Here is a 24575-nt window from a genome sequence, read left to right on the forward strand (position 1 = left end):
GACCACCTTGTTACCGCATCGGTGTGTCGGATCCGATAGTGCGAGCGCAGCTGCTTCATAGCCCCACTCCACGAGGCGGCTCAGCCGCTCCTTCGCAGGACGAGTCGCATCCTGGTGCCGCCTCCAGGTCTCGGATGAGCGCTCACGTCTCCCCCTTGTGCCCTGGCGAGGCTGCGGACGATGTAGAGACCCAGCCCCACTCCACCAAACCGTCTCCGGTCGCCGCTGTCCACCTGGACGAACCTCTCAAAGATCCGCTCTCGGTCAGGCGGGGCGATACCGACGCCCTCGTCATCGACCACCACTACGACGCTGTCGTCCTCAGGCCAGGCCTCAACGCTGATCAACCCGCCCTTCGGCGAATACTTGAACGCGTTCTCCAGCAACTGCCCCAGAACGATGTCCGTCGCCAGCGCGTCACCCAGCACGTACGGCAGCCCGACGGGAATGATCACCTCGACCCGGTGCTTGTCCGACAACACGGGCAGCCCGAGGGTGGCCGCGTCGATCCGCTCGGCCAGGTCGAACGCCTCGATCCGCACCTTGAGCTCGTCCGCCCCCGCCCGGGAGCCGAGCAGCAGGTGGTCCATGAGCCGCCCCAGCGATCTGGACCGCTCGGCGATCGTGTGCACGGCCGAGCGGCGTTCGGGGTCGGTCAGCTTGTCCCAGCGCGAGTCCAGCGTGCTGGCGAACCCCCGCACGATGGTGATCGGCGTCCGCAGCTCGTGGCTGGTCGTGGCCAGGAACAGATCCTTGGCCTCCTCCAGCTCCTTGGCCTTGGTCACGTCGCGGAAGTCGATGACCACCTCGCCCGTCTCCTCGATCCGCGCGCTCACCACGTCCAGCCACCGCCCGTTCTCCATCTGGAACGTGAGCTTCTCCCCCGGCCTGGGCAGCGGGAACGGCGGCGGCCCGCCGATGACCGCGTCGGCGGAGAAGGCGGTCAGCTCGGCGGCGGCCGGGTTCCAGCGCACCACGCGGCCCGCCCCGTCGAGCACGGCGATCCCGTCGGCGCTCGCGTCGAACACGGCCCGCTCGTGCGCCCGCTGCCGCACCGCCTCCTGGTAGGCCACCGCGTTGCCGACGGCGATGCCCGCGTGCCCGGCGAGCAGCTCCAGCAGCTCCAGTTCGAGATGCCCCGGCGTGCGCCGGGCGAACAACGCGTAGAGAGCGCCGTACGGCCGCCCGCCGACCGCGGCCAGGCCGAGCGCGATCGTGTGCAGCCCGGGCAGCCGCGCCCACACCAGGTCGTCCAGCCCGTTCGACTCCAGCATGACGGTCTTGCCGGTGCGTAACAGCTTGTCCACGAGGCTCGTACGCAGGTCGGTGATGGTGCCCCTGAGCGTCTCCGGCAACTGGTACGTGCTGACCAGCCGCAGCCGATCCTCCTCGATCAGCACGAACCCGCCCGCGTCCGCCCCGGTGAGCTCCGTGAGGCTGGCCGAGATCCGGTCGAGCACGGCGGAGAGCTCCAGCTCGGAGTTGATGTCGCCGACCACGTCAGTGAGCCTGCGAACCAGCCGGGCCCGGCGTGCCATGCGGTTCCTGGCGACCTCGTCGGCCCTGGCCAGGTAGTGCACGCAGACGTAGCCGGCCACCGCACTGCCCAGGCGTAAGGCGCTGATGTCGACCCGCACGTCGAGCAGGCTCCCGTCGTTGCGGAAGCGCTTGGTGCGCAGCGAGACCTGGCCGCCGGTGCGTACCCGCTCCAGCACGGCGTTGTGCTCGGCGGTCAGCTCGCCGGGCACGATCGGCGCCCTGCGCCCGAGCATCTCCTGCGCCGTCCACCCGAAGAGCCGCTCGGCCGCGTCGTTCCAGACCAGCACGGTCTGATCTCTGTCGAGCGCCACGACGGCGTTGGGCGAGCTGGCGAGCACCGCGCGAGCGATCTCATCGTCACTACCGGCCCATTCGTCCCCCACACCTCCATAGTGCACGTGGCGCGGGGGGTGCGTCGGGCGATCCGTCCGATACGCTGCGGTCACGGTGATTCTCTACGGGGTGGGGAGGGTGAGGGAATGTCGAGCGGTGATCTCGATGCCCTGCTGCGCGTGACCTCCAGCACCTACAGAGGCGAGACGCCGCCCGACGTCGCGTTCGGCACCTACGACGGCGCCGTGGGCAAGCTGGTGCTGGCCGTGACGGGCAAGGGCATCGCGGCGTGCAGCTTCGAGCCGGAAAACAACGTGTTCGAGCTGGTCACCAGGCATGTGGGCACGTTCATCGGGCCGGACGCCCGGCGGCTCGACCCGGTGCGCAGGGAGCTGGACGCGTACTTCTCCGGCCGCCTGCGCGCGTTCGCCACGCCGGTGGACCTGACGCTGGCCACGTCCTTCGCGCGTACGGTGCTGCAGAAGACGATGGCGGTCGCCTACGGCACCACCACGACGCTCGAGGAGATCGGCGAGAGCATCGGCAGGCCGCGCGCGCTGCGGGCGATCGGCAACGCGCTGGCCTCCAACCCCATCTGCGTGATCGTGCCGAGCCACCGGGTGGTGCGCGAGGACGGCACGCTGGGCGACTACCCGGGCGGCACGGCCGCCAAGCAGCACCTGCTCAACGTCGAAAGTCGCGCCTCCGCCAGCCGATGAGCAGCGTCACCAGCGCCGCCACCAGGGCGGCGCCGAGCGCGCCGTTCATCCACGGCTGCCGGGTGAACCCGATCGCCTCGCGGACCGTGACCCAGAAGCCGTCCCACGCCTCGACGGTGATCGTGGACGTGGTCAGCCAGTAGGCGACGAAGCCGAGCGCCCACGGCACCAGCATCGACCAGCGGGCGGGCGCGTTCTCGCCGGTGTCCCAGCGGTAGGAGCCGCCGAGCACGAAGTAGTCCACGGCGAGCACCGCGAACATCGGCACGAACACCGCCCCGATCACCGTGAGGAACGCGCCGTACGAGGTGACGTCCACGACCAGGGCGATCGCGACGGTGAGCACGCCGATCGCGCCGGAGATGACCCGCCGGTCCACCCGCGGCATCAGGTTCTGCAGCGAGACCGTGGTGGAGTAGACGTTGGCGAAGGACTGGTCGGTCTCGCGCAGCACCAGGATGCCGAAGAACAACGCGCCCACCGGCACCGCCACGAACGGGTTGAACACCACCGTGCTGTCGGCGAGCACCGCGTCCGCCCCGGCGATGGCCACCGCGTACACGCCCAGCCCCAGGCAGGCCACCTGCGCCAGCGTGTAGCCGCCGACCACGCCGGTGAACGCGGCCCTGCTCGACCTGGAGTGCCGGGCGAAGTCGGCGGCCATCGGCACCCACGACACCGAAATCGCGATCACGTAGTCCACGGCCGGTGCGAACGCGGTCCACGACCCGCCGGTGTGCACCGGAGCCTCGGTCAGGAAGAACCAGGTGAACCAGACTAACGACACGATCACCCCGATGGTGACGTACCGGCGTAGCAGCCGGATCGCGCCGAGCGGCCAGATCGTGAGCGCGGTGGTCAGCACCCCCGCCGCGATCACCCACACCTGGTACGGCACGCCGCCGAAGATCGCGGTGGCGGCCTTGGCGATCACCCAGAGCTCGAAGGCCCCCCAGCCGAGCATCTGCACGATGTTCAGCGCCGAGGGAACGTAGGAGATCCTGGCCCCGAACAGCCCGCGCAGCAGCACCATCGCCGGCTGCCCGGTCCGCGTGCCGGGGATGGCGGACAGGCCCACCATGGCCGTGCCGATCAGGCTGCCGACCACGGCCGCCAGGAGCGCGGCGGCCAGGCTGAGCGGGGCGTTGCCGAGGGGGTCGAGCAGGAACAGCGCCCCTGAGAAGCCCAGGAGGCTGACGCCGAGGTTCGCCCAGAGCGCACCCTGGTCGAGCACGCCGAGCGTCTTCGGCGGTCGTCCTTCGAGAGTCAGCGGAACTTCGTCGACGACGTGCGTCATCGCACACTCCCTACGCCGGCATTACCCGGACAGGTTCAGGCGGTCGGCAGCGGATCAGATAGCTGCCCTCTCAGCCCGGCACCCCGAGCTCCCGCGACGATCTGCAGTTAGCGCCCTCATCATGCCTTAATGACGGCAAAACCGCCATAGAGGGCGAGTTTTCAGGCTACGAACGGCTGCTGCCCGGTCTCGCTGACCATCGGGCGGCGCGCGAACTCCCACGACTGCATGCCGCCCCCGACGTTGACCGCGTCGCGACCGAGCTGGTTGAGCCAGGCCGCGACCTGCAGGGACCGGCCGCCCACCCGGCACACGACGTAGACCGTCCGGTCGCTCGGGACCTCGTCGACCCGGCCCTGGATCTGGGTCATGGGGATGTGCACAGCCTCCGGCGCGTGGCCGGCCACCCATTCGTCCTGTTCTCGGACGTCGAGCAGGTAGGCGTCGGAGGGAAGGGCACTGGCCTCGATCTCAGGAACGGTCATGACTCCATCATCTCGCGCCGCCGGTCGTACGCGGCACGCGCCGTGGCGATCTCCTCCTGGTGCTTCTCGGTCCAGGTGACCAGGGACTTGATGGTCTGGTGCAGGGTACGGCCGAGCGGCGTCAGCGCGTAGTCCACGCGAGGCGGCACAACGGGGTGGACCGTGCGGCTGACCAGCCCGTCGCGTTCGAGCTGGCGCAGGGTCACGCTCAGCATGCGCTGGCTGACGCCGTCGATCTCGCGGCGGAGCTGGGTGAAGCGCAGGCTCTGGCAGTCGAGCAGGGCGATGACGAGCAGCGACCACTTGTCCGCGATGCGGTCGAGGATCTGGCGGACCTCGCAGTCCTCCCGGACGTCCCACTGCCGTACGTCGTAGTCGTCGTCTTCCATGGTGCCTTCGCAGTAACTGAGTGATCTCAAAGTGCCGTCTTCCATGACATTTCATGTTGGCCCATGATTTGGACGGTTACAAGAGAGAACTGACCTGCCTAGAAGTAACCGGGGGTTTGTCATGCCTATAGTTCCCGCCCGTTCCTGGGGCGTGCTTGCTGTTCTGTGCGGGGCCATCTTCCTGGAGGGCATCGACGTGGCCATGCTGAACGTCGCCCTTCCGTCCATCCGGGCCGACCTGGGGTTGTCCACCGGCATGCTGAGCGGGGTGGTGAGCGCGTACGTGCTGGGTTACGGCGGTTTCATGCTGCTCGGCGGCCGGGCGGCGGACCTGCTGGGCAGGCGGCGGATGTTCCTGCTCTGGCTGGGGGTGTTCCTGGTCTTCTCGGGGCTCGGCGGGTTCGCGGACGAGGGGTGGGTGCTGCTGGTGGCCAGGTTCGTCACGGGGGTGGCCGCCGCGTTCATGACGCCCGCGGGCCTTTCCCTGATCACCACGAACTTCCCCGAGGGCAGGCAGCGCAACAGGGCCCTGCTCATCTACGCGGGCACGGCCGCCGGCGGTTTCGCATTGGGGCTGGTGATCGGCGGGGTGCTGACCACGTTCGGCTGGCGCTGGGTCTTCTTCGCGCCGGTCCTGTTGTCGCTGGCGATCCTGCTCGCCGCCATCCCCCTGCTCAAGGAGCCCGCCGCCGCCCGGCCGGCGGCGCGGGGCTTCGACCTGGCGGGCGCGGCGAGCGTCACGGGCGCGATGATGCTGCTGGTCTACGGAGTGGTACGCCTGGAGCACCCCGCCGACGGCTGGCCCCTGACCGTCGCGGCCTTCGCCGGCGGCCTGGCGCTGCTGGCGGCCTTCGTCGCCATCGAACGCCGCTCCGCGAACCCCCTGGTCCGCCTCGGCCTGCTCAGGTCGGCCCCGCTGGTCCGCTCGAATGTGACGGCCGCCCTGCTCACGGCCTCGTTCTTCGGCTTCCAGTTCCTGGTCACGCTGTACCTGCAGGAGCTGCGCGGCTGGTCCACCATCCAGACCGGCCTGGCGCTGCTCGCGGCCGCCGCCGATGTGGTGCTCGCCCCCACGCTCACCCCGTGGCTGGTCAACCGGTACGGCAACGCCAAGGTCGTGCTCGGCGGCCTGCTGTCGGGTCTGCTGGCGTACGCGCTGTTCCTCGGGGTCGGGCTGGACTGGGCCTACGCGGCCATGTTGCCGTCGATGTTGCTGATCGGCCTGATGTTCGCCTTCGTCTACGGCCCGCTCACGATCGTGGCCACGGACGGCATCGCCGAGCACGAACAGGGCCTGGCCGGCGGCCTCATCAACTCGTCCTTCCAGTTCGGCGCGGCGCTGGGCCTGTCCATCGTGACGGCGGTCAACGTGGCCGCGCTGGGCGACGCGACCACGCCCGAAGCGGGCCTGACCGCCCTGCGCACGGCCCTGGTGGTGCCGGTGACGGCCACGCTGCTGGCCGCGATCATCGCGGCCGTCGGCCTGCGCACCCGCGCGCGGACCGAGGATCGGGTGCCCGCGGCTATTTGAGCTATTTGAGCAGCCTGGACAGGCGGCGGTCGGCCAGCGGCTTGCCGCCTGTCTGGCAGGTGGGGCAGTACTGGAGCGAGGAGTCGGCGAACGAGACCTCCCGGATCGTGTCGCCGCACACGTCACAAGGCTGCCCGGTCCGGTTGTGCACCCGCAGCCCCGACTTCTTCTCCGCCTTGAGGTCCTTGGCCGCCAGCCCGTGCGCCCGCTCGACCGCCTCCCGCAGCGTGGCGACGATGGCCTCGTGCAGGTCGGCGATCTGCGCGTCGGTCAGCGTCGCCGCGATCTTGAACGGGGACATCTTGGCCGCGTGCAGCACCTCGTCCGAATACGCGTTCCCGATGCCCGCGATGATCTTCTGGTCGCGCAGCAGCCCCTTGATCTGGGTACGGTTGCCGCCCACGATGCGCTTGAGCGCGTCCACCGTGAAGGATTCGTCGAGGGGATCGGGGCCGAGGGCGGCGACGCCGGGGACATCGTCCGGATTTTTCGTGACATAGACGGCCAGCCGCTTCTGCGTCCCCGCCTCCGTCAGCTCGAACCCCGGCGCCAGGCCCTCGTCGTCGGGCGCCAGCCGGACCCGTACCGCCAGCGGGCCCTTGCCCGGGCGGACGGGCTTCGCGCCCGAGAGGTCCTCGCGCCAGCGCAGCCACCCCGCACGGGCCAGGTGAATGACCAGGTGCACGCCGTCGCAGTCGAGGTCGAGGAACTTGCCGTGCCTCGACACGCCGGTGACGGTGAGCCCGCCGAGCGCGGTGACCGGCGGGTCGAACGTCTTGAGCGCCTGGAAGGCGACCACGTCGACGCCCAGGATCGTACGGCCCACCGCCCGCTCACGCAGGAAGTGGGTGAGCGACTCCACTTCGGGAAGTTCCGGCATGCCCCCAGGGTACGGCGCACACCGGACCGTCCACAGCCTGTGGATTACGGCACGCTCCAGAAGGCCAGCTCGTGTGCCATGCCCTCGGCGAACAACGCCTCCGCCCGCGCGGGATTCGGGCCGGCCTCGTCGATCATCTGCGCGATCCGCGCGGTGAGCGCCTCGAACCCCGGATCCGCGTACGTGTCCACCCAAGCCCGAAATCTCGGCTCAGCAGGCGGATTCTCCGCCAATATCCTCCCAAGACTCGAATATCCCCACATACACGGATAGAGCGCGGCCAACCCTTCCCCGTAGGACCCGGCCGACCCCAGCAGGAACGCCGTGTACGCCGCGCACGCGGGCCCCTTGACCGCCCCTTCCAGATCGGCCCCGAACTCCGCCGACATCGACCGGTGCAGGCTCAGCTCGTCGTGGTACGTCGTGTGCGCCAGATCGACCAGGTCCCCCAGATGCCCGGCGGGCGCCTGCCAGGCCAGCCGGGCGAACACCCGCACGTAGTCCAGCAGGAACAGGTAGTCCTGCTCCAGCCACGACCTGAACACCGGCTCGGCCAGGTCACCCCGCCCGATCCCGGCCACGGTGGGATGTTCGAGCTGCGCCTGGAGCAACGGCCGGCCGATGACGTGCAACCTCTCCGAGATGGTCATGGCTGGGAGGTTAGTCAACCGGTGTCGACGATGTTCTTCGGGACCGGCTTGTCGTTCTTCAACGCGTCGAACAGCGCCAGCGCCTTCGCACGGTCCCACCTGACCGCCGTGCCACCGCTCGGCACGGCCTCGTTCCCGCCGAACGGCACCACCGTCGTCACCGGGCTGTCACCCATGGACAACCCCAGCGACAGCAGGTCGAACACCCCGGTTCCGGGGTCGACCGCGACCGCGTCCGTGGCGCTCATGGCCAGCGGGATCGACGTGAACGGGTTGATGAGCACCCCCGGGCTGGCCGCCTTCTTCACGACGGCTCCCAGGAACTGCCGCTGCCGCTGGGTCCGCTCGTAGTCGGGCAGGTCACCGCCCTTGCGAGTGCGTACGTACCCGAGCGCCTGGGCGCCGGTGAGCACCTGCGTGCCCTTCTTCAGCTTGAGTCCCGCCTTGGGGTCGTCCACGGCGGCCCGCACGTTGATCTCGACCCCGCCGACGGCGTCCACGATGTCCACGAACCCGGCGAAGCCGATCTCCATGTAGTTGTCGACGTGCACGCCGGTGACCGTCTCCACGGTGCGGACCAGCAGCTGCGGCCCGCCGTTGTAGGCGGCGTTGAGCTTGTCACGCCCCTTGCCCGGGATGGTGACGGCGGAGTCGCGCGGCAAGCTGACCAGCGTCGGCTTGTCGCCGGTCTCGGGGATGTGCAGCAACATCATCGAGTCCGTACGCTGCCCGACCGCCTGCCCCGTACGCAGCTTCTTACGCTCGGCGGCCGACAGGCCCTTGCGGCTGTCCGAGCCGACAAGCAACCAGTTGGTGCCAGGGGTGTCGGCGGGACGGCCCGCGTAGTCCTCGAGAACGCCGTCGATCCCCGTCAGCCGCGAGCCGACCCAGAAGAACAACCCCACGGCCGCCACCAGGAGCACCACTAACAGCCCCGCGACGATCTTGAGAATGGTCTTGCCGGACAACCGCCTGCGCGGCCCCCTGGGGGACGGCTCGTCCCTCGGCGTCAGCGGCTTGACCGGGCTGCTGCCCGAGCGCGCCTTGCCGTACACCCGCGAACCGGCCCTGGGCTGAACCGGCGGCGGTGGTTCGGGAATCTGCGAGGCGGCGGGAAGCGCGTGCGTGGGCGCTCCCGGCCCCCCGGACGGCACCTGATAGGCCGGTGCACCCCCAGAACGCGGGCCGTCACCGGGCCGTGGAGGCAGCGGGCGGCCGTCGCCTGGAGAGCGCATGGCCCGCGTCCGGTCGTCCTCAGACACTTCGCCTTCTTCCCTTCGGTTGTCATAGACGCTACGTCTAACCCCCCAGCAGTGAAGACATTCCGCCAAGGTTTTCCCATGCAAAAGTACGCGGAACCAACGGAATGTCACTGCGGAAACATAGACGCCACCTGTGTCGTTAGCGTTGTGACGACGTCTACACGAAAGGATGATCGTGTCCGCTCAGGACCCGTGGAATCCTCGCCCGTGCTCGGGCACGGGTTCCTCTGAGGGCTCACTGTGGTGAGCGCCTATCTCGGGCTGCTGGCCCTCTTCCTCCTCACTGCGGCGACCGGCTATTTCGTCGCCCAGGAGTTCGCCTTCGTCGCCGCCGACCGCGCCCTGCTGCGCGAGCAGGCCGCCGCCGGTGACGCTTCAGCCGCGAAGGCACTCCAGGTGACCTCGCGGCTGTCCTTCATGCTCTCCGGCGCCCAGCTCGGCATCACGGTGACGGCGCTGCTGGTCGGCTTCCTGGCCGAGCCGGCGATCGCGACGATCGTACGGCCGTGGTTGTTCGACGCCGGGCTGTCCGACGCGGTGATCACCGGGCTGTCCGTCGCCATCGGCGTGTTCGTGGCGACCGTGGTCCAGATGGTGCTCGGCGAGCTGGCGCCGAAGAACCTGGGCATCGCCAGGCCGGAGCCGGTGGCCAAGTTCCTGGCCGGCTCGACGCTGGTCTATCTGGCGGTCGTGGGGCCGGTGGTCCGGCTGTTCGACTCGGCCGCCACGGGGCTGCTCAGGCGCATCGGCATCGAGCCCGTGGAGGAGGTGGAGCACGGCGCGACCCCGGAGGAGCTCTCGCGCATCATCGCGGAGTCGACCCAGGCGGGCGAGCTGCCGCCGAGGTTGTCGGACCTGCTCGAACGAGCGCTGGAGTTCGGCGACCGCACGGCGGAGGAGATCATGGTCCCGCGCCCCCGCGTGGTCGTGCTGCGTGACTCGCAGCCCATCTCCGACCTGCTGGAGGTCATGCGCGAGTGCGGCCACTCCCGCTACCCGGTGCTGGGCGCCGACGGCGACGTGGTCGGCGTGACAGGCGTGCGCGAGCTGCTCACCTCCGGCCTCGACGAGGGCCGCATCACCGCCATCATCCGCCCCGCCCTACTGGTGCCCGACTCGGTCCCGGTGCCGGCCGTCCTGGACAGAATGCGGGTGGCCATGGACGACATAGCCCTGGTCATCGACGAGTACGGCGGCCTGGCAGGGGTGATCACCGTCGAGGACATGGCAGAAGAACTGGTGGGCGAACTGGTAGACGAAAAGGACCCGGAACCGGCCGGCGCAGTCGAACAGCCAGACGGCATCTGGGAGGTCCCAGGAAGCCTCAGGCTGGACGAGGTGGAGCGCGCAACAGGCGTGTCACTCCCGGAGAGCGACGACTACGACACCCTCGCGGGCCTGGTGCTAGCCAGACTGGGCAGAATGCCGAACCCGGGCGACACGGTGACAGTCCAAGTCACCCCAGACTCCGACCCGTTCACAGAGGACCCCGACGAGCACCTGGCCGAACTGACGGTGATGTCCCTCAACCGCCGCGTCCCCGAATGGGTCCGCCTGGCACCGGTCGAACACGCGGAGGCCGCCCGATGACCATGATCCTCATCAGCCTCGCGCTACTGATCTTCAACGCCCTCTTCGTAGCGGCGGAGTTCGCCTTCGTCTCCGCCAGACGCCACCGCCTGGAGGAGATGGCCACAGGCAGCAACCGCCTGATCAGATTCGCCGCAAAATCAGCAGTCGGAGGCGGCCGCCAACTCTCCCTGATGCTGGCCGGCGCCCAACTGGGCATCACCCTCTGCACCCTGGGCCTGGGCCAGGTAACGGAACCAGCCATCGAACACTACTTGGCGCCGGTCTTCGCAGCAGTAGCCATCCCAGAAGCCCTACGCCTGCCCATAGCCTTGACGATCTCCCTGGCCCTGGTGACGTTCCTCCACATGGTGGTAGGAGAAATGGCCCCGAAGTCATGGGCCCTGACCCACCCCGAACGCGCGGCAATGCTCCTAACAGTCCCGTTCCGCGCCTTCACCTGGCTAATGCGCCCCCTGCTATCAGCACTAAACGGCCTGACAAACGTCATCCTCCACCTGTTCGGCGTCCAGCCCAGAGACGAGTTGGCAACGACCAGAACCCCCCGTCAGCTGGCCATGCTGGTAGGCGAGTCAGGCAGGATGGGCCTCCTGGACAGGGAAGAACACGACCTCCTGACCAGAGCCCTCCGCCTGGACGACGAGGGCATAGAACGCCTGATGGTCCCCATAGACCAAGCAGTCAAGGTCCACCCAACAGCAACGGCAACCCAGATCAGAGCCGCAGCAGCAGCCGGCGGCCACCTGAGACTCTTGGTAGAGGGCCCAACAGGAGTAGAGGGCGTCCTACACGCCCGAGACGCCCTCCTGCAACCGACCAGCACAGCAGGCGACCTAAGCCGCTCGCTGCCAAAACTCCCCTGCGTAACCCAGGTCCCAGAGGCGGTAACAACCCTCCAGGAAGCAAGAGCACATCTGGCCCTGGTCACAAACCAGGAAGGTTCGGTCATCGGAATGGTGAGCCTCACGGACCTGCTAGGCGAACTACTGGACATGAGGGCCCTAGCAGCCTGACTGTGACCTATAACACAATACGGACGGCAAGCCACCAGAAAGCAGGATGCAACCACCAGAACGTACGGTCCAAGGGCGGCCACAGCCGTTACCAACAGGTTCTTGAAAAGAAAGCCCAGGACTCTTGCGATCCAGCACCCACTTCGCCAATGTGGTCAACGCACAAGAGCAACCAAAGAGCAACGACCCACAGGCAACCGGGGGTCCCGGGGGGCAAGCCCCCTGGGATGGGGGTCCGGGGGCAAGCCCCCGGAAGACGCTGGGGGTCCGGGGGTTATCCCCCGGGCAGAGACATGAGGAAGGGGATCCGCGGAAGCGGCCCTTTAGGGCCGCGACCAAGGATCCCCAATCCCCGAACGTGGGCGAGGAGGGATTTGAACCCTCACGTCCTTTCGGACACACGGACCTGAACCGTGCGCGTCTGCCGTTCCGCCACCCGCCCTTATTGGGTGCGGAAGAAGATTAGCACGGAACAGCCACTGGTACTGAACCCGGATACGATCGCATAAGACACGGGAGCGGAGGAGCTGGGCGCGACAGCCGACGAGCGCCAGGGACGCCGTGACGTGGAACGAGCGGGAACCGGGCGCCGGAAGCGTCTGGGGGCCGCGATCATATGCACGGAGGAAGGGAGGTACCCGGTGGGAGTCCTTCAGCGCTTCGAGCGAAGGCTCGAAGGCTTGGTTGAGGGAGCCTTTGCGCGGGCGTTCAAATCTGACCTTCAGCCGGTCGAGGTCGCCAGCGCGGTTCAGCGGGAGATGGATGAGCGTGCGGCGATCGTCGCTCAGGGTCGCACGCTCGTGCCCAACGACTTCGTGGTTGAACTGTCCACGACCGACAGCGAACGGCTAGAGGTCTACGCCGACAGCATCAGCCACGAACTGGCCAACCTCGCCAGGGAGTACGCCAAGGAGCAGGGCTACTCCTTCGTGGGACCGGTCCGGGTCCGCTTCGAGACCGCCGGCGACCTGGCTGTGGGACTGTTCCGCATCCGGTCGGGCGTCATTCGCGGTGCGACGGTCGAGCAGGACGAGATTCGCCAGCCGGCGAGCGACCTGCCCCCTTCGCGGCCGAACGCGTTCAACGGGCGGCCCAGGCTGCTCGTCTCCACTCAGGACGACCCGCAGGGCGACCGTTCCTACGAGCTCACCACTCCGGTGACCTTGCTCGGCAGGGGCACCGACTGCGATCTTCGTCTAGTCGATCCGGGCGTCTCGCGTCATCACGCGGAGCTGCGCGTCGAGGGCCAGCTCGTGGTGCTCGTCGACCTCGGATCCACTAACGGCACTTTTGTCAATGGCCAGCCGGTACGCAGGATCGAGCTCCAGAACGGCATGCGAGTGACGCTGGGGCGCACGACTCTGGTGTTCCGGCGCGATTAGGGGTAGACAGACGGTCCATGTCCGAGCTCACGCTGCTGCTGATCCGGCTCGCCTTCCTGGCGGTGCTGTGGTTCTTCGTCATTGCCGCAGTCGGCGTGATCCGGACTGACTTGTTCGGCTCACGTACGACGTCCGCGGGCGCACGCAAAGGCGTGAAACCCGCGAAACCCGTGGCCAAGCCCAAGAGCAAGAAGGGCGAGCCACGCCAGCTGATCGTTACCGGTGGTCCCCTGCAAGGCACCACCATCAACCTCACGGAGACGCCCATCACCATTGGCCGGGCCAATGACGCCACGCTGGTAGTCACCGACGACTACGCTTCCAGCCGGCACGCCCGGCTCTTTCCTCAGGACGGTCAGTGGATCGTGGAAGATCTCGGTTCGACCAACGGCACGTATCTCGACCGCTCGAAAGTCACCCGTCCGACCCCGGTGCCGCTCGGTGTTCCGATCCGCGTCGGCAAGACAGTCATCGAATTGCGCAAATGACCATCGCACTCCGCTACGCCGCCCGCTCGGACGTCGGCCTCCTCCGCGAAGGGAACGAGGACTCGGCGTACGCTAGCGGGCGCCTGCTCGCCGTCGCAGACGGTATGGGCGGGCACGCACACGGCGAGGTGGCGAGCTCAGTCGCCATCGCCGCCATGGCCTCTCTGGAAGAGGCCCAACAGGGGGGTGACCTGCTCAACGCCATCGAGGCAGCGGTACGCGACGCCAACCGCAGGCTGCACGAAATGGTGGGGCGGGATCCCAGCCTCAAAGGCATGGGCACGACTCTCACGGCCATGCTCTGGAACGGCGCCCAGGTCGCCCTGGTGCACGTCGGCGACTCGCGCGCCTACCTGCTCAGGCGCGGGGAGCTCTACCAGATCACTCATGACCACACGCTGGTGCAGCAGCTCGTCGACGACGGGCGCATCACGCCGGAAGAGGCGGCCACGCATCCGCAGCGCTCGATCCTGCTGCGCGCGCTGGACGGCAGCGGTGAGGTCGATCCCGACCTGACGCTGCGCGAGGCGCAGGTGGGCGACCGCTATCTGCTGTGTTCCGACGGCCTGTCGGGCGTGGTGAGCGCGGAGACGCTGCATGCCACGCTCACCAACATCGACGATCCCGAAGAGGTCGTTCGCCAGCTCATCGATCTGGCGAACAGGGGTGGCGGGCCCGACAACATCACGTGTGTGCTGGCCGACGTGCTCGAGATCACCGACGGGCAGCCGGTGCCCGGCGAGGTGACCGTCGTCGGCGCCGCGGGCATGACCAGGCTGCACGGAAACCCGCAGGACACCTCGCCGGGGCGACCCGGGTCGGTGACCGCACCCCAGCCGGCGATCACCGACGACTTCGATGATCCGGTCGCCCAGACGTCCCGGCGATCGGTCAGGCGTCGTCGCGTGTGGCCCGTGCTCGTCACCGTGCTCGGCATTGGCATCGCCGTCGTGGCCGTCGGCGGTTACTTTGGATATCAGTGGACCCAGGACCAGTTCTTCGTCGGTACCAGAGACGGCGAGGTGGTCGTGTTCCAGGGGATCCAGAGAGAGGTGGGGCCGTTCCCGCTCTTCCACGTCTCCAAGCCCACCGGCAGGCAGCTCTCCCAGCTGTCGGAGGCGGACCAGGCACTGATCAAGAGCGGCATTCCGGTCACCACCGTCGCCGAAGGCATGACGAGGATCAACGGATTGAAGTTCTCCCAGGAGCAGAAGAGCGGCACGCCCACTGAGGCGAGCGCGTCGCCGACCCCGACGGCATCCGCCACCGCGACCAAGACGAAAACTCAGTAATGAGCGAGATCGCCGCAGACCCGGTCGCGATGCCGGCCAAGCGCCGCGGGGCCCAGTTGATCATGCTCGCCCTGGCGGTGCTGATCGTCATGGGCGCGTACGCCAACGTGGGCCTGGCCATGGACGGCCAGGTCCCCGCCGGCATGCTGACGTACGGCCTGGGCCTGGGCGCCCTGATGCTGGCCGCCTACCTCGTGCTGGCCAAGTTCGCCCCGTGGGCCGACCCCTTGATCCTGCCGCTGGTGACCGCGGTCAACGGCCTGGGCCTGGTGGTGATCTACCGGCTGGAGGCCGCCAAGATGCCCGGCGCGTCCGCCGCCAACCAGATCATGTGGACGGGAGTCGGCGTCGTCATGTTCGCGATCACCCTGATCGTGGTGCGCGACCACCGCATGCTCCAGCGCCTCACCTACACCGCGGGCGCCATCGGCCTGGTCCTGCTCGCCATCCCCGCGCTGCTGCCCGGCAGCCTCAGCGAGGTGCAGGGCGCCAAGATCTGGATCCGCCTCGGCGGCTTCTCCATCCAGCCCGGCGAGTTCGCCAAGCTGGCGCTGGTCGTCTTCTTCGCCGGCTATCTGGTGGCCAAGCGCGACGTGCTGGCCCTGGCCGGGCGGCGGCTGCTGCTCATCGACCTGCCCAGGGCCAGGGACCTCGGCCCCGTCCTCGTCACCTGGGCGCTCAGCCTGCTCGTGCTGGTCTTCGAGAAGGACCTGGGCACCTCGCTGCTGCTGTTCGGCACGTTCATCGCGATGATCTACATCGCCACCCAGCGCACCTCGTGGGTGCTGATCGGCGTCCTGCTCTTCGTCGGCGGCGCCTACCTGGCGGGGCTGGCGTTCTCGCACGTCGGCGACAGGTTCGAGATCTGGCTCAACCCGGGCTCCCCGGTGTTCTACAACCGCGAGATCGGCGGCAGCTACCAGATCATGCAGGGCCTGTTCGGGTTCGGCGCGGGCGGCATCCTGGGCACCGGGCTCGGCCAGGGCCACCCCGAGCTGATCCCGCTGTCGTTCTCCGACTTCATCTTCGCCGCGACGGGCGAGGAGCTGGGCCTGACCGGTCTGATGGCGCTGCTCATGATGTACGCCCTGCTGGTCCAGCGTGGCCTGCGCACCTCGCTCGCGGCCCGCGACCCGTTCTCCAAGCTGCTGGCGGGCGGCCTGTCGTTCATCCTGGCCTGGCAGGTCTTCATCATCGTCGGCGGTGTGACGAACCTCATCCCCCTGACCGGCCTGGTCACCCCGTTCATGTCCCAGGGTGGCTCGGCGTTGCTGGCTAACTGGATCCTTATCGCGCTACTGGTACGCATGTCAGACGCGGCGCGGCGGCCCCCGCCCCAGGCGATCCAGAACGAAGGACTGACGCAGGTGTTCCAGCGATGAACAGAACTCTGAAGCGCGTGGCCGTGGCCTGCCTGGCCATGTTCGCGCTCCTGATGATCAATGTGAACGTCCTGCAGGCCGTGCGGGCGGAGGGCCTGCGCTCCGACGCCCGTAACACCCGCAACTTCTACGACCGCTACGCCATCGAGCGCGGCCGCATCACCGCGGGCGGCAAGGTGATCGCGCAGTCCGTCGAGACCGACAGCGACAGGTTCAAGTTCGTCAGGGAATACCCGGAGGGCAAGCTCTACGCGCACGTCACCGGGTTCTTCTCGCCCGAGAGCGAGAGCGCCATCGAGAGGTCGGAAAACCAGCTGCTCGACGGCTCCAGCGCCGACCTGCTGCTGCGGCGGAGCATCGACCTGTTCACCGGCGAGCCGACCAAGGGCGCCAACGTCGATCTCACGATCAACCCCAAGGCCCAGAAGGCGGCCTACGACGCGCTGCGGGAGAGCGGCAAGCGCGGCGCGCTCGTGGCGCTCGACCCGAAGACCGGCGCGATCCTGGCGATGGTGTCACTGCCCACCTACGACCCCGCCGAGCTGTCGACCACCGACAAGGGCAAGGTCTTTCCCCGCTACGACGAGCTGGCCAAGGACAAGAGCCAGCCGCTGCTCAACCGCACCATCGCACAGACCTATCCCCCCGGCTCGACGTTCAAGGTCGTGACGGCGGCGGCCTACCTCGAGGGCGACTCCTCGCGTGGGCCGCAGACGACCGTGGAGGCTCCGCAGCGGCTGCCCCTGCCCAACACGAACATCAGCCTGCCCAACTACGGCGGCGCGGCCTGCGGCTCCGGCTCGGTCACGCTGATATACGCGCTGGAGAAGTCCTGTAACACGCCCTTCGGCAAGATCGGCATGGAGCTGGGCTACGACGCGATGAAGGAGCAGACCGAGAAGTTCGGCATGGGTCAGCAGATCGCCGTGCCGATGTCGGTGACCCAGAGCGACTTCGGCCCCGAGGAGGACCAGGCGGCCCTGGCGATGGCCTCCATCGGGCAGCGCAGCAACCGGATGACGCCGCTGCAGATGGCCATGATCGCCGCGGGCATCGCCAATGACGGCAAGGTGATGAAGCCGTACCTCGTCAACAAGATCACCGACGCCAAGGGCGACACGGTCGACCAGGCCAAGCGCGAGGAACTGTCGGAGGCGGTCAGTTCCGAGACGGCGGGCAAACTGCGCGACATGATGGTGAGCGTCGTCAACAACGGCACCGCCAACCTGGCGCAGGTCCCAGGCGTCCAAGTAGCGGGTAAGACGGGCACCGCGGAGACGGCCGACGGCCAGCCGCCGCACGCCTGGTTCATCTCCTTCGCGCCCGCCGAGGACCCGAAGGTGGCCCTGGCGGTCATCGTCGAGTCCGGAGCGGCCAACGTCGGCGCGGAGGCGACCGGCGGCCACACCGCCGCGCCGATCGCCAAGGCCGTGCTGGAGGCGGTACTGAAGTGAGTGACGGTAACCTGCTGGATCATGCGGCTCCGTAACCGCTATCTCCTGCTCTCCCGCATCGCCACGGGCGGTATGGGAGAGGTGTGGCGCGCCCGTGACGAGCTCCTCGGGCGCGAGGTCGCGGTGAAGATCCTGCGCAGTCACATCTACGCCGATCCCACGTTCCGCGAGCGGTTCCGCAACGAGGCCAGGCTCACCGCGGCGCTGGCCGATCCAGGGGTCGCGCAGATCTTCGACTACGGCGAGCAGAGCGACTTGGCCTACCTGGTGATGGAGCTGGTGCACGGCGAGCCGCTGTCGGCCATCCTGGCCCGCAACGGCTCGCTCGGGCCCGAGGTGGCGCTCGACGTGGTGCACCAGACCGCCAAGGCGCTGCACGCCGCCCACTCCTCCGGGATCATCCACCGCGACATCAAGCCCGGCAACCTCCTCGTCACCCCCGAGGGCACGATCAAGGTGACGGACTTCGGCATCGCGCGGGCCCTGGAGGCGGCGCCGGTGACGCAGACGGGCACGGTGCTGGGCACGGCCCAATACGTCAGTCCCGAGCAGGCTCAGGGTTTCCAGCTCACTCCCGCGACCGACCTCTACTCCCTGGGCGTGGTGGCCTACGAGTGCCTGGCGGGGCGCACGCCGTTCCGCGGCGAGAGCCAGGTGGCGATCGCGTTGCTGCACCTCAACGAGGCGCCGCCGCCGCTCGGCGTGGACGTGCCCGCGCCGGTGCGCGAGCTGGTCATGGCGCTGCTGGGGAAGGAGCCCGCGCAGCGTCCCGCCACGGCGCTGGAGGTGGCCGACCGGGCCTACGTGCTGCGCGAGTCGCTGGCGGGCGTCGAGCACGGCGCCGAGCTCAGCATGCTCACCGACCCCGGCGGCTTTCGCGTACGCGAGCCGTCGCCCGAGGACGAGCGGACGACCGACAATCTCGACCCGGCCACCGAGCTGCAGGAGAAGGCGGGAGGGCGGCGCAAGGGCGGCAGGACGCTGGCCATCGTCGCCACGGCGGGGTGCGTGGCCGCGGTGGGGCTCAGCGCCGTCACGTTCGCCAACCGCGAGCCGCCCGCGCCGCTGCCCGAGGTGGCCGAGCCGAGCGAGTCGGCGATGCTGACGCCCGAGCAGATGAAGCCCACGAAGACGAAAAAGCGGACCCGGCCGTCCTCCGTGCTTCCCGTCACGTCGCAGAGGCCGATACCCTCGCGGTCGGCTACGGTAAGCAAGTCGGCAACTCCTACCAAGAAGCCGACACCGAAACCGACCCGGACCACCCCTACCCCCAAGCCCACACACACCCCAACGCCCACCACTACACCGACAACTCCGACACCTACCGCCTCGCCGGACCCGGGTGAGACAAACCCGCCGAAGGAGGAGACGTGATGCGCTACGGGGTCGATGATGGACACCGGCGGCCCCCCGAGCTGGCCGGTACCCAAGATGAACGGTAAGGGACAGTGCAGGAAATGACTCAGCCTCGGCTACTCGGAGGTCGTTACGAGCTCGACGGTGTCGTCGGGCGCGGCGGCATGGCCGAGGTGTATCGCGCCCGAGACATCCGGCTGGACCGAATAGTCGCGATCAAGACCCTCCGCTCCGACCTGGCGCGAGACCACACCTTCCAGGCCAGGTTCCGGCGTGAGGCGCAGTCCGCGGCCTCCCTGAACCACCCTGCCGTCGTCGCGGTCTACGACACCGGAGAGGACGCCTCAGAAGGCGCCCCCGTGCCGTACATCGTGATGGAATACGTCGACGGCAGGACGCTGCGCGACCTGCTGCGCCAGGACCGGCGGCTGCTGCCCGAGCGCGCGGTCGAGCTGGTGGACGGCATCCTGCGGGCGCTCGACTACAGCCACCGCGGCGGCATCGTGCACCGCGACATCAAGCCGGCCAACGTGATGATCACGCGGGCGGGCGACGTCAAGGTGATGGACTTCGGCATCGCGCGCGCGATGGCCGACTCCGCGGCCACGATGACGCAGACGGCGCAGGTGATCGGCACCGCCCAATACCTGTCGCCCGAGCAGGCGCGGGGAGAGCGGGTGGACGCGCGCAGCGACATCTACTCCACCGGCTGCCTGCTGTACGAGCTGCTGACCGGGCAACCGCCGTTCACCGGCGACTCCCCCGTCGCGATCGCCTACCAGCACGTGCGCGAGGATCCGATCCCGCCGTCGCAGATCGACCGCGAGATCCCGCCGTGGGCCGACGCGATCGTGCTCAAGGCCATGGCCAAGGACCCGGCCCACCGCTACCAGAGCGCCGGCGAGATGCGAGCCGACATCCAGCGGGCGATGTCCGGCATGCCGGTCGACGCCCAGACGATGGCGATGACCGGCAACCACGGCCAGGGCACCCGCATGATGACGGCGACCCAGGCGGCCCAGGGCCCGGCCACGCAGCGCACCGGCGCGGTCCCCCCTTACGAGTACGGCGAGGGCGGCGGCCGTGGCGGACGGCGCAGGGCCAGCAACAGTGGCGGCAACGGGGTCAAGACCGCGTTGTGGATCATCATCCCGCTGCTGATCATCGGGGCGTTCGTCACGGTCGGCTATCTGGTGTTCGGCTCCAACAACACGCCGACGGACACGATGGTCACCATCCCGTCCCTCGCCACGCAGAAGCAGGCGTACGCGGAGGAGCAGCTCAAGGTGCTCGGGCTCACCGCCCAGGTGGTGCAGGAGGCCAGCAGCGACGTCGAGAAGGGCACGGTCATCAGGACGGAGCCCGCCGAGAACCAGAAGGTCGAGAAGGGCTCCAGCGTCAAGCTGATCGTGTCCAAGGGCCCGAAGAAGATCAAGGTGCCTGACGGCCTCATCGGTCTCTCGCAGGAGGAAGCGATCAAGGCACTGCAGGAGGCCGGGCTGAGGGGCACGGTCACGACCAGAAACTCGACCAAGACGCAGGGCACGGTCATCGACACCAAACCCAAGGCCGGCGAGGAGATCGAGGAGGACGGCACCGTCACCCTCTACGTGCCCAAGGAGCTGAGCGAGGTGCCCAGCCTGATCGGGCTCACCCAGGAGGACGCCACCGCCCAGATCAAGGCCGCCGGCTTCCGGACCAAGGTCGTCGAGCAGCCGAGCGACCAGCCGCCGGGCACGGTCATCCAGCAGAACCCGCCCGAGGGCAACAAGCAGCCGCCGCGCACGACGATCACCATCGTGGTGTCGTCCGGTCCCGAGGACACGGCGCCGCCGCCCACCAGCGATTTCCCGACGGATCAGCCGACGGACAATCAGACGGACTTCCCGACGGACGAGCCGACCGAGGACAACCCGATCGGCGACGGCGGCCTCGGCTGAGGCCCCGGCACGTAGAAGGGCCGCTCATCCCCCGCGCGGGATGAGCGGCCCTTCGGCCGTGCATGCTTGGACAAAAAAGAACGCCCCCGCCGCTCGGGGGCAACGGCGGGGACGCTCACTTGTAAGTCGCCGTACGCGAGATGTTTGTTACACGATTCCGCGCAGCCAATTCTCCAGCAGCCGGTGACCGTGCTCGGACAGCACCGACTCGGGGTGGAACTGGATGCCTTCGACGGGCGCGCCGCGGTGGCGCAGGCCCATGATGACGCCGTCCTCGGTGCGGGCTGTCACGTCGAGCACGTCGGGGACGGTCTCCGGTAGCACCGCCAGCGAGTGGTAGCGGGTCATCCGCACCGGCGAGGGCAGCGCCTCGAACACGCCCTTGCCGTCGTGGGAGACAGCGCTGGTCATGCCGTGTACGAGCTCGGGCGCGCGGGCCACGGTGGCGCCATAGGCGATGGCGATGGCCTGGTGGCCCAGGCAGACGCCGAGCAGCGGCAGGTGGTGCTCGGCCGCGTGGTGGACCATGGGGACGCTCACGCCGGCCGCCTCGGGGGTGCCGGGTCCCGGGCTGATGAGGACGCCGTCGAAGCCGTCGGCGTCGTCCACGCGTACGTCGTCGCGCGGCCGCACGTCGCAGTCGGCGCCCAGCCGGCGCAGGTATTGGACGATCGTGTGGACGAAGCTGTCGTGGTTGTCCACGACCAGCACGCGACTCATTTCCTTACGGTCACCTCGTCAACCGTCACCACGGGCTCGAAGAGCGGGAACACGACATACCAGAGTACGGCCACCGCGGCCGTGACCAGCACCAGGGCCGTCAGCACCCTGGTGGGCCGGCTGCCGGGGAGCCTGCGCCAGAGCCAGGCGTACATATCATTCCTCTCTCGGCTCGGTCTCCTTCAGCACGCCATAGACGATGAGGCGCTCGGCGGCCGAATATTCGGGGTGGCAGGTGGACAGCGTGATGAAGGCGCGGATGGGGCGGATGTCGGGTTTGCCGGGCACGGGGGCGAGCACGTCCACCTCGTCGGGCTGGACGATGTCCTGGGAGGTCACGCGGTAGGTGTAGCGGGCCTCGCGGGCCTCCACGACGATCTCGTCGTCGCGTTCGAGCTCGTCGATCTCGTTGAACGGGGCCGCGTACGTGGTCCTGTGCCCAGAGAGCACGAAGTTGCCGACCTGGCCCGGCATGGCGCTGCCGGGGTAGTGGCCGGGGCCCTTCTTCAGGTGCTGGGCGTCCACGCCTTCGACCACGGCGTAGCGATAGTCGTTTCCCAACCTGGGGATGCGCAGGAGGGCGAGGGCCTGGCCGGGCTCGGCCTTCTCGGCTGGCCTGCCTGCCAGATCGCGCTGGAGCAGCAGTTGCTGGCTCTGGGTGTAGGCGCCGGTGCCCCAGAGCAGGTACGCGCAGAACAGCATGAGGATCAGGCCCGCGGTGATGCTCGTCTCCCCCACGGCCTGGAGCGTGGCCCGCATGCGATGAGCGTATTCGGCACGGAAGCGGCATCTGGGGATCGCCATGTCGTGCGCGTGGCGACTATCCTTGGCACGCTTCAACTACCCTTAACGAAGAGCCTGTGGACGATCCGGAAGCCCAGGCACTCAGCAGGAGTCACCCAGTGCCCAAGTCCAAGGCTAACAAGAAGGCGGTCTACACCCCGCCGCAGAGATCCCAGCAGGTCAAGGTCAGCCCGCGCTGGCTGGCGCCCACGATGGTGGTCTCGTGGATCATCGGCATCCTGTGGATCGCGATCTATTACGTCGCACCGCAGGCGCCCTTCTTCAGCGACCTCCAGAACTGGAACCTGCTGATCGGGTTTGTTTTCATCATCTTCGGTGTGGTGCTTTCCACCCGCTGGCGTTAGTTCTTTCCACAGTCTTTTCCACAGCCTGGGGAAGTCAGCCCGCGCCGCTCAGGATGGCCGACGTCCTGGTCACCACGAGCACGGCTAGCAAGGCCAGCGCTCCCGCGATCGCCAGCACCTGCCACAGGGTCCTGTTGCTCTTGGGGGCGTAGGCCAGCGCCACGGCCAGCAGCGTTCCCGTGACCAGGCCGCCGACATGCCCGGTCCAGCTGATGCGGAGACCGGAGATCGCCGGCAACACGAACGTGATGGCCAGGTTGAGTCCGATGACCGCGGTAATGCCTCGCACGTCCATGTTGAGCCTGCGGCCCACCACGAACACGGCTCCGAACAGCCCGAAGACGGCTCCGGAGGCGCCGACCGTGGGCGTGCCCAGCGGGTCCAGCCAGAGGCTGAGCACCGAGCCGCCTATCGCACTGAGCACGTAGACGGCCGCGTAACGGAGATGTCCGAAGGCTCGCTCCAGATAAGGGCCGATCACGTAGATGGCCCAGCCGTTGAAGAGGATGTGGAGAGGGAGAGAGCCGTCGGTGGAATGCACAAAAGCCGAGGTGATCAGCCGGTAATACTGGCCAAGGGCGACTGCGAGCGGCTGCATTGCCAGTGCCCCGGTGAGCACGCCGCTGGTCAGTAGCTGGCCGCCGAAGACCAACACGACGAGGCCCAGGATCGTCCAGGTGACGTATGGCGTGCGGACGACGTTGCCGCCGAAGGTGGACCTGGCCTGGCGGATGCCGTGATTGCCCTTGGCCACGCACTCCGGGCACTGGAAGCCCACGGCGGCGTCGCGCATGCAGTCGGGGCAGATGGGGCGGTCGCAGCGCTGGCAGCGGACCCAGGTCTCCCTGTCGGGATGCCGGTAGCACGTGGGGACCGCCTCAGCGGGCTGCTCGGGCTGAGGGGGCGGGCTGGGCGGCTGGCTGGTCATGACCGAAAGCCTAAGGCGTGCCGGACGGTGCCGCGTGGGCCGTGACGGCGCAGTGGCCGTAGCGTACGCGAGCGCACGCCCACCACGCCGCCACGCCACGCCGTGCTACCCCTCACCCCGCACGCACGCCCAGCGGGCGCTTGTGGCGCCGGGTAGCCCGCCGGCGCGGCGCGCGGCCCCCTGGCGGGTGCCTTGGGTCAGGACTGGAGGTGCTCGATGGTGACCGACTCCAGGATGACGTCCTCCGTTGGGCGGTCGCGGCGGTCGGTGCGGGTCTTCGCGATGGCGTCCACCACGTCCTGGCCCTCGATCACCTCGCCGAAGATGGTGTGCTTGCCGTTGAGGTGCGGCGTGGGCACGACCGTGATGAAGAACTGCGAGCCGTTGGTGCCCTTGCCGAAGCGGATGCCCGCGTTGGCCATGGCCAGCAGGTAAGGGCGGTTGAAGTAGAGCTCCGGGTGGATCTCGTCGTCGAACTCGTAGCCAGGGCCGCCGATGCCCTGGCCCAGGGGGTCGCCGCCCTGGAGCATGAAGCCGGAGATGACCCGGTGGAAGATCGTGCCGTCGTAGTAGCGGCCGGTGCTCTTCTCGCCGGTGCCCGGGTGCGTCCATTCGCGGCCGCCTTCGGCGAGCTCTACGAAGTTTCGTACCGTTTTCGGGGCTCTGTTGGGGAAGAGCTCCACCTTGATATTGCCGCGATTGGTTTGCAGGTTTGCGATCAGCTTCTCAGCCACGAGACAGCTGCCCCCCTCTATGCACAGGGTTAGTTTTGTGATGGTTTGAGGACTATGGCCGTT

The 24575-nt window shown here is 68.4% G+C and carries 24 protein-coding genes, 1 tRNA gene and 1 riboswitch; of the genes, 12 read left to right on the plus strand and 13 right to left on the minus strand.

The genetic code is table 11. The features are described from left to right. Positions 1–80: 80 nt before the first annotated feature. Positions 81–1922: a sensor histidine kinase gene (locus ACFLIM_RS35280; protein ID WP_393172704.1), complete on the minus strand. Its 1842-nt coding sequence runs from the start codon at positions 1920–1922 to the stop codon at positions 81–83. Positions 1923–2018: 96 nt separating this feature from the next. Here ACFLIM_RS35280 and ACFLIM_RS35285 point away from each other — a divergent pair, with 96 nt between their 5' ends. Next, on the plus strand, positions 2019–2591 hold the full coding sequence (locus ACFLIM_RS35285) for a methylated-DNA--[protein]-cysteine S-methyltransferase (RefSeq protein ID WP_393172705.1): 573 nt from the start codon (positions 2019–2021) through the stop codon (positions 2589–2591). Here the strand turns inward: ACFLIM_RS35285 and ACFLIM_RS35290 are convergent. The 3 genes from ACFLIM_RS35290 to ACFLIM_RS35300 all read right to left on the minus strand — a co-directional run bounded on the left by ACFLIM_RS35290 (position 2557) and on the right by ACFLIM_RS35300 (position 4762). After that, positions 2557–3888, minus strand: a complete 1332-nt coding sequence (locus ACFLIM_RS35290; RefSeq protein ID WP_393172706.1) for a purine-cytosine permease family protein — start codon at positions 3886–3888, stop codon at positions 2557–2559. The genes ACFLIM_RS35285 and ACFLIM_RS35290 overlap by 35 nt on opposite strands. Continuing rightward, a riboswitch (TPP riboswitch) is annotated at positions 3879–3993 on the minus strand. (Overlaps the previous gene by 10 nt.) A 56-nt stretch (positions 3994–4049) precedes the next feature. Next, the gene (locus tag ACFLIM_RS35295; protein WP_393172707.1) at positions 4050–4373 is read right to left on the minus strand and encodes a rhodanese-like domain-containing protein; all 324 of its coding nucleotides are present in this window, start codon (positions 4371–4373) and stop codon (positions 4050–4052) included. Continuing rightward, on the minus strand, positions 4370–4762 hold the full coding sequence (locus tag ACFLIM_RS35300; protein ID WP_393172708.1) for a winged helix-turn-helix transcriptional regulator: 393 nt from the start codon (positions 4760–4762) through the stop codon (positions 4370–4372). The genes ACFLIM_RS35295 and ACFLIM_RS35300 overlap by 4 nt, the downstream gene beginning before the upstream one ends. A gap of 121 nt (positions 4763–4883) precedes the next feature. Between ACFLIM_RS35300 and ACFLIM_RS35305 the strand changes: the two genes are divergently transcribed. After that, on the plus strand, positions 4884–6293 hold the full coding sequence (locus tag ACFLIM_RS35305; RefSeq protein WP_393172709.1) for an MFS transporter: 1410 nt from the start codon (positions 4884–4886) through the stop codon (positions 6291–6293). Between the two features lies 1 nt (position 6294). On the opposite strand, the gene ACFLIM_RS35310 is transcribed toward ACFLIM_RS35305, so the two are convergent. Genes ACFLIM_RS35310 through ACFLIM_RS35320 form a run of 3 tightly spaced genes read right to left on the minus strand, consistent with a single transcriptional unit; the run spans position 6295 to position 9085 of the window. Then, positions 6295–7173, minus strand: a complete 879-nt coding sequence (locus ACFLIM_RS35310; RefSeq protein ID WP_393172710.1) for an Fpg/Nei family DNA glycosylase — start codon at positions 7171–7173, stop codon at positions 6295–6297. 44 nt (positions 7174–7217) lie between these two features. After that, the gene (locus ACFLIM_RS35315) at positions 7218–7823 is read right to left on the minus strand and encodes a TenA family protein (protein ID WP_393172711.1); all 606 of its coding nucleotides are present in this window, start codon (positions 7821–7823) and stop codon (positions 7218–7220) included. 14 nt (positions 7824–7837) lie between these two features. After that, positions 7838–9085, minus strand: a complete 1248-nt coding sequence (locus ACFLIM_RS35320; protein ID WP_393172712.1) for an LCP family protein — start codon at positions 9083–9085, stop codon at positions 7838–7840. Positions 9086–9328: 243 nt separating this feature from the next. Here ACFLIM_RS35320 and ACFLIM_RS35325 point away from each other — a divergent pair, with 243 nt between their 5' ends. Both ACFLIM_RS35325 and ACFLIM_RS35330 read left to right on the plus strand, forming a co-directional pair. Beyond that, a complete protein-coding gene (locus tag ACFLIM_RS35325) occupies positions 9329–10675 on the plus strand; it encodes a hemolysin family protein (RefSeq protein ID WP_393172713.1) in 1347 nt (448 codons plus the stop codon). Continuing rightward, on the plus strand, positions 10672–11688 hold the full coding sequence (locus ACFLIM_RS35330; RefSeq protein WP_393172714.1) for a hemolysin family protein: 1017 nt from the start codon (positions 10672–10674) through the stop codon (positions 11686–11688). The genes ACFLIM_RS35325 and ACFLIM_RS35330 overlap by 4 nt, the downstream gene beginning before the upstream one ends. 359 nt (positions 11689–12047) lie before the next feature. Here ACFLIM_RS35330 and ACFLIM_RS35335 read toward each other — a convergent pair. Further along, positions 12048–12130 (minus strand) — tRNA-Leu (locus tag ACFLIM_RS35335). A 199-nt stretch (positions 12131–12329) separates the two neighbouring features. Here ACFLIM_RS35335 and ACFLIM_RS35340 point away from each other — a divergent pair. The 7 genes from ACFLIM_RS35340 (at position 12330) to pknB (ending at position 20982) form a co-directional block, all read left to right on the plus strand. Continuing rightward, positions 12330–13070, plus strand: a complete 741-nt coding sequence (locus ACFLIM_RS35340) for an FhaA domain-containing protein (RefSeq protein WP_393172715.1) — start codon at positions 12330–12332, stop codon at positions 13068–13070. A 17-nt stretch (positions 13071–13087) separates the two neighbouring features. Beyond that, positions 13088–13558 (plus strand): FHA domain-containing protein FhaB/FipA, encoded by a 471-nt coding sequence (locus tag ACFLIM_RS35345; protein WP_393172716.1) that lies wholly within the window; start codon positions 13088–13090, stop codon positions 13556–13558. Beyond that, positions 13555–14850, plus strand: a complete 1296-nt coding sequence (locus ACFLIM_RS35350; protein ID WP_393172717.1) for a Stp1/IreP family PP2C-type Ser/Thr phosphatase — start codon at positions 13555–13557, stop codon at positions 14848–14850. Before ACFLIM_RS35345 ends, ACFLIM_RS35350 begins: the two co-directional genes overlap by 4 nt. Then, on the plus strand, positions 14850–16232 hold the full coding sequence (locus tag ACFLIM_RS35355; protein ID WP_393172718.1) for an FtsW/RodA/SpoVE family cell cycle protein: 1383 nt from the start codon (positions 14850–14852) through the stop codon (positions 16230–16232). The genes ACFLIM_RS35350 and ACFLIM_RS35355 overlap by 1 nt, the downstream gene beginning before the upstream one ends. Beyond that, a complete protein-coding gene (locus tag ACFLIM_RS35360; protein ID WP_393172719.1) occupies positions 16229–17686 on the plus strand; it encodes a peptidoglycan D,D-transpeptidase FtsI family protein in 1458 nt (485 codons plus the stop codon). Before ACFLIM_RS35355 ends, ACFLIM_RS35360 begins: the two co-directional genes overlap by 4 nt. A 21-nt stretch (positions 17687–17707) precedes the next feature. After that, the gene (locus tag ACFLIM_RS35365; protein WP_393172720.1) at positions 17708–19060 is read left to right on the plus strand and encodes a serine/threonine-protein kinase; all 1353 of its coding nucleotides are present in this window, start codon (positions 17708–17710) and stop codon (positions 19058–19060) included. Between the two features lie 83 nt (positions 19061–19143). After that, positions 19144–20982: a Stk1 family PASTA domain-containing Ser/Thr kinase gene (gene pknB / locus ACFLIM_RS35370; protein ID WP_393172721.1), complete on the plus strand. Its 1839-nt coding sequence runs from the start codon at positions 19144–19146 to the stop codon at positions 20980–20982. A 147-nt stretch (positions 20983–21129) separates the two neighbouring features. On the opposite strand, the gene ACFLIM_RS35375 is transcribed toward pknB, so the two are convergent. The 3 genes from ACFLIM_RS35375 to ACFLIM_RS35385 are packed head-to-tail and all read right to left on the minus strand — an operon-like array spanning position 21130 to position 22461. After that, on the minus strand, positions 21130–21702 hold the full coding sequence (locus tag ACFLIM_RS35375; RefSeq protein ID WP_393172722.1) for a glutamine amidotransferase-related protein: 573 nt from the start codon (positions 21700–21702) through the stop codon (positions 21130–21132). Beyond that, the gene (locus tag ACFLIM_RS35380) at positions 21699–21857 is read right to left on the minus strand and encodes a hypothetical protein (RefSeq protein WP_393172723.1); all 159 of its coding nucleotides are present in this window, start codon (positions 21855–21857) and stop codon (positions 21699–21701) included. Before ACFLIM_RS35380 ends, ACFLIM_RS35375 begins: the two co-directional genes overlap by 4 nt. Position 21858: 1 nt before the next feature. Further along, positions 21859–22461 (minus strand): class E sortase, encoded by a 603-nt coding sequence (locus ACFLIM_RS35385; RefSeq protein ID WP_393172724.1) that lies wholly within the window; start codon positions 22459–22461, stop codon positions 21859–21861. A gap of 143 nt (positions 22462–22604) precedes the next feature. Between ACFLIM_RS35385 and ACFLIM_RS35390 the strand changes: the two genes are divergently transcribed. Further along, positions 22605–22850, plus strand: a complete 246-nt coding sequence (locus tag ACFLIM_RS35390) for a cell division protein CrgA (protein ID WP_393172725.1) — start codon at positions 22605–22607, stop codon at positions 22848–22850. A gap of 34 nt (positions 22851–22884) precedes the next feature. Here the strand turns inward: ACFLIM_RS35390 and ACFLIM_RS35395 are convergent, their stop codons facing one another. Together ACFLIM_RS35395 and ACFLIM_RS35400 are read right to left on the minus strand one after the other, a co-directional pair. Further along, positions 22885–23778: a rhomboid family intramembrane serine protease gene (locus tag ACFLIM_RS35395; RefSeq protein ID WP_393172726.1), complete on the minus strand. Its 894-nt coding sequence runs from the start codon at positions 23776–23778 to the stop codon at positions 22885–22887. Positions 23779–23975: 197 nt separating this feature from the next. Next, positions 23976–24512, minus strand: a complete 537-nt coding sequence (locus ACFLIM_RS35400) for a peptidylprolyl isomerase (RefSeq protein WP_393172727.1) — start codon at positions 24510–24512, stop codon at positions 23976–23978. Positions 24513–24575: the final 63 nt, after the last annotated feature.

Source organism: Nonomuraea marmarensis (assembly GCF_043197025.1).
GTDB classification, from domain to species: Bacteria; Actinomycetota; Actinomycetes; order Streptosporangiales; family Streptosporangiaceae; genus Nonomuraea; species Nonomuraea marmarensis.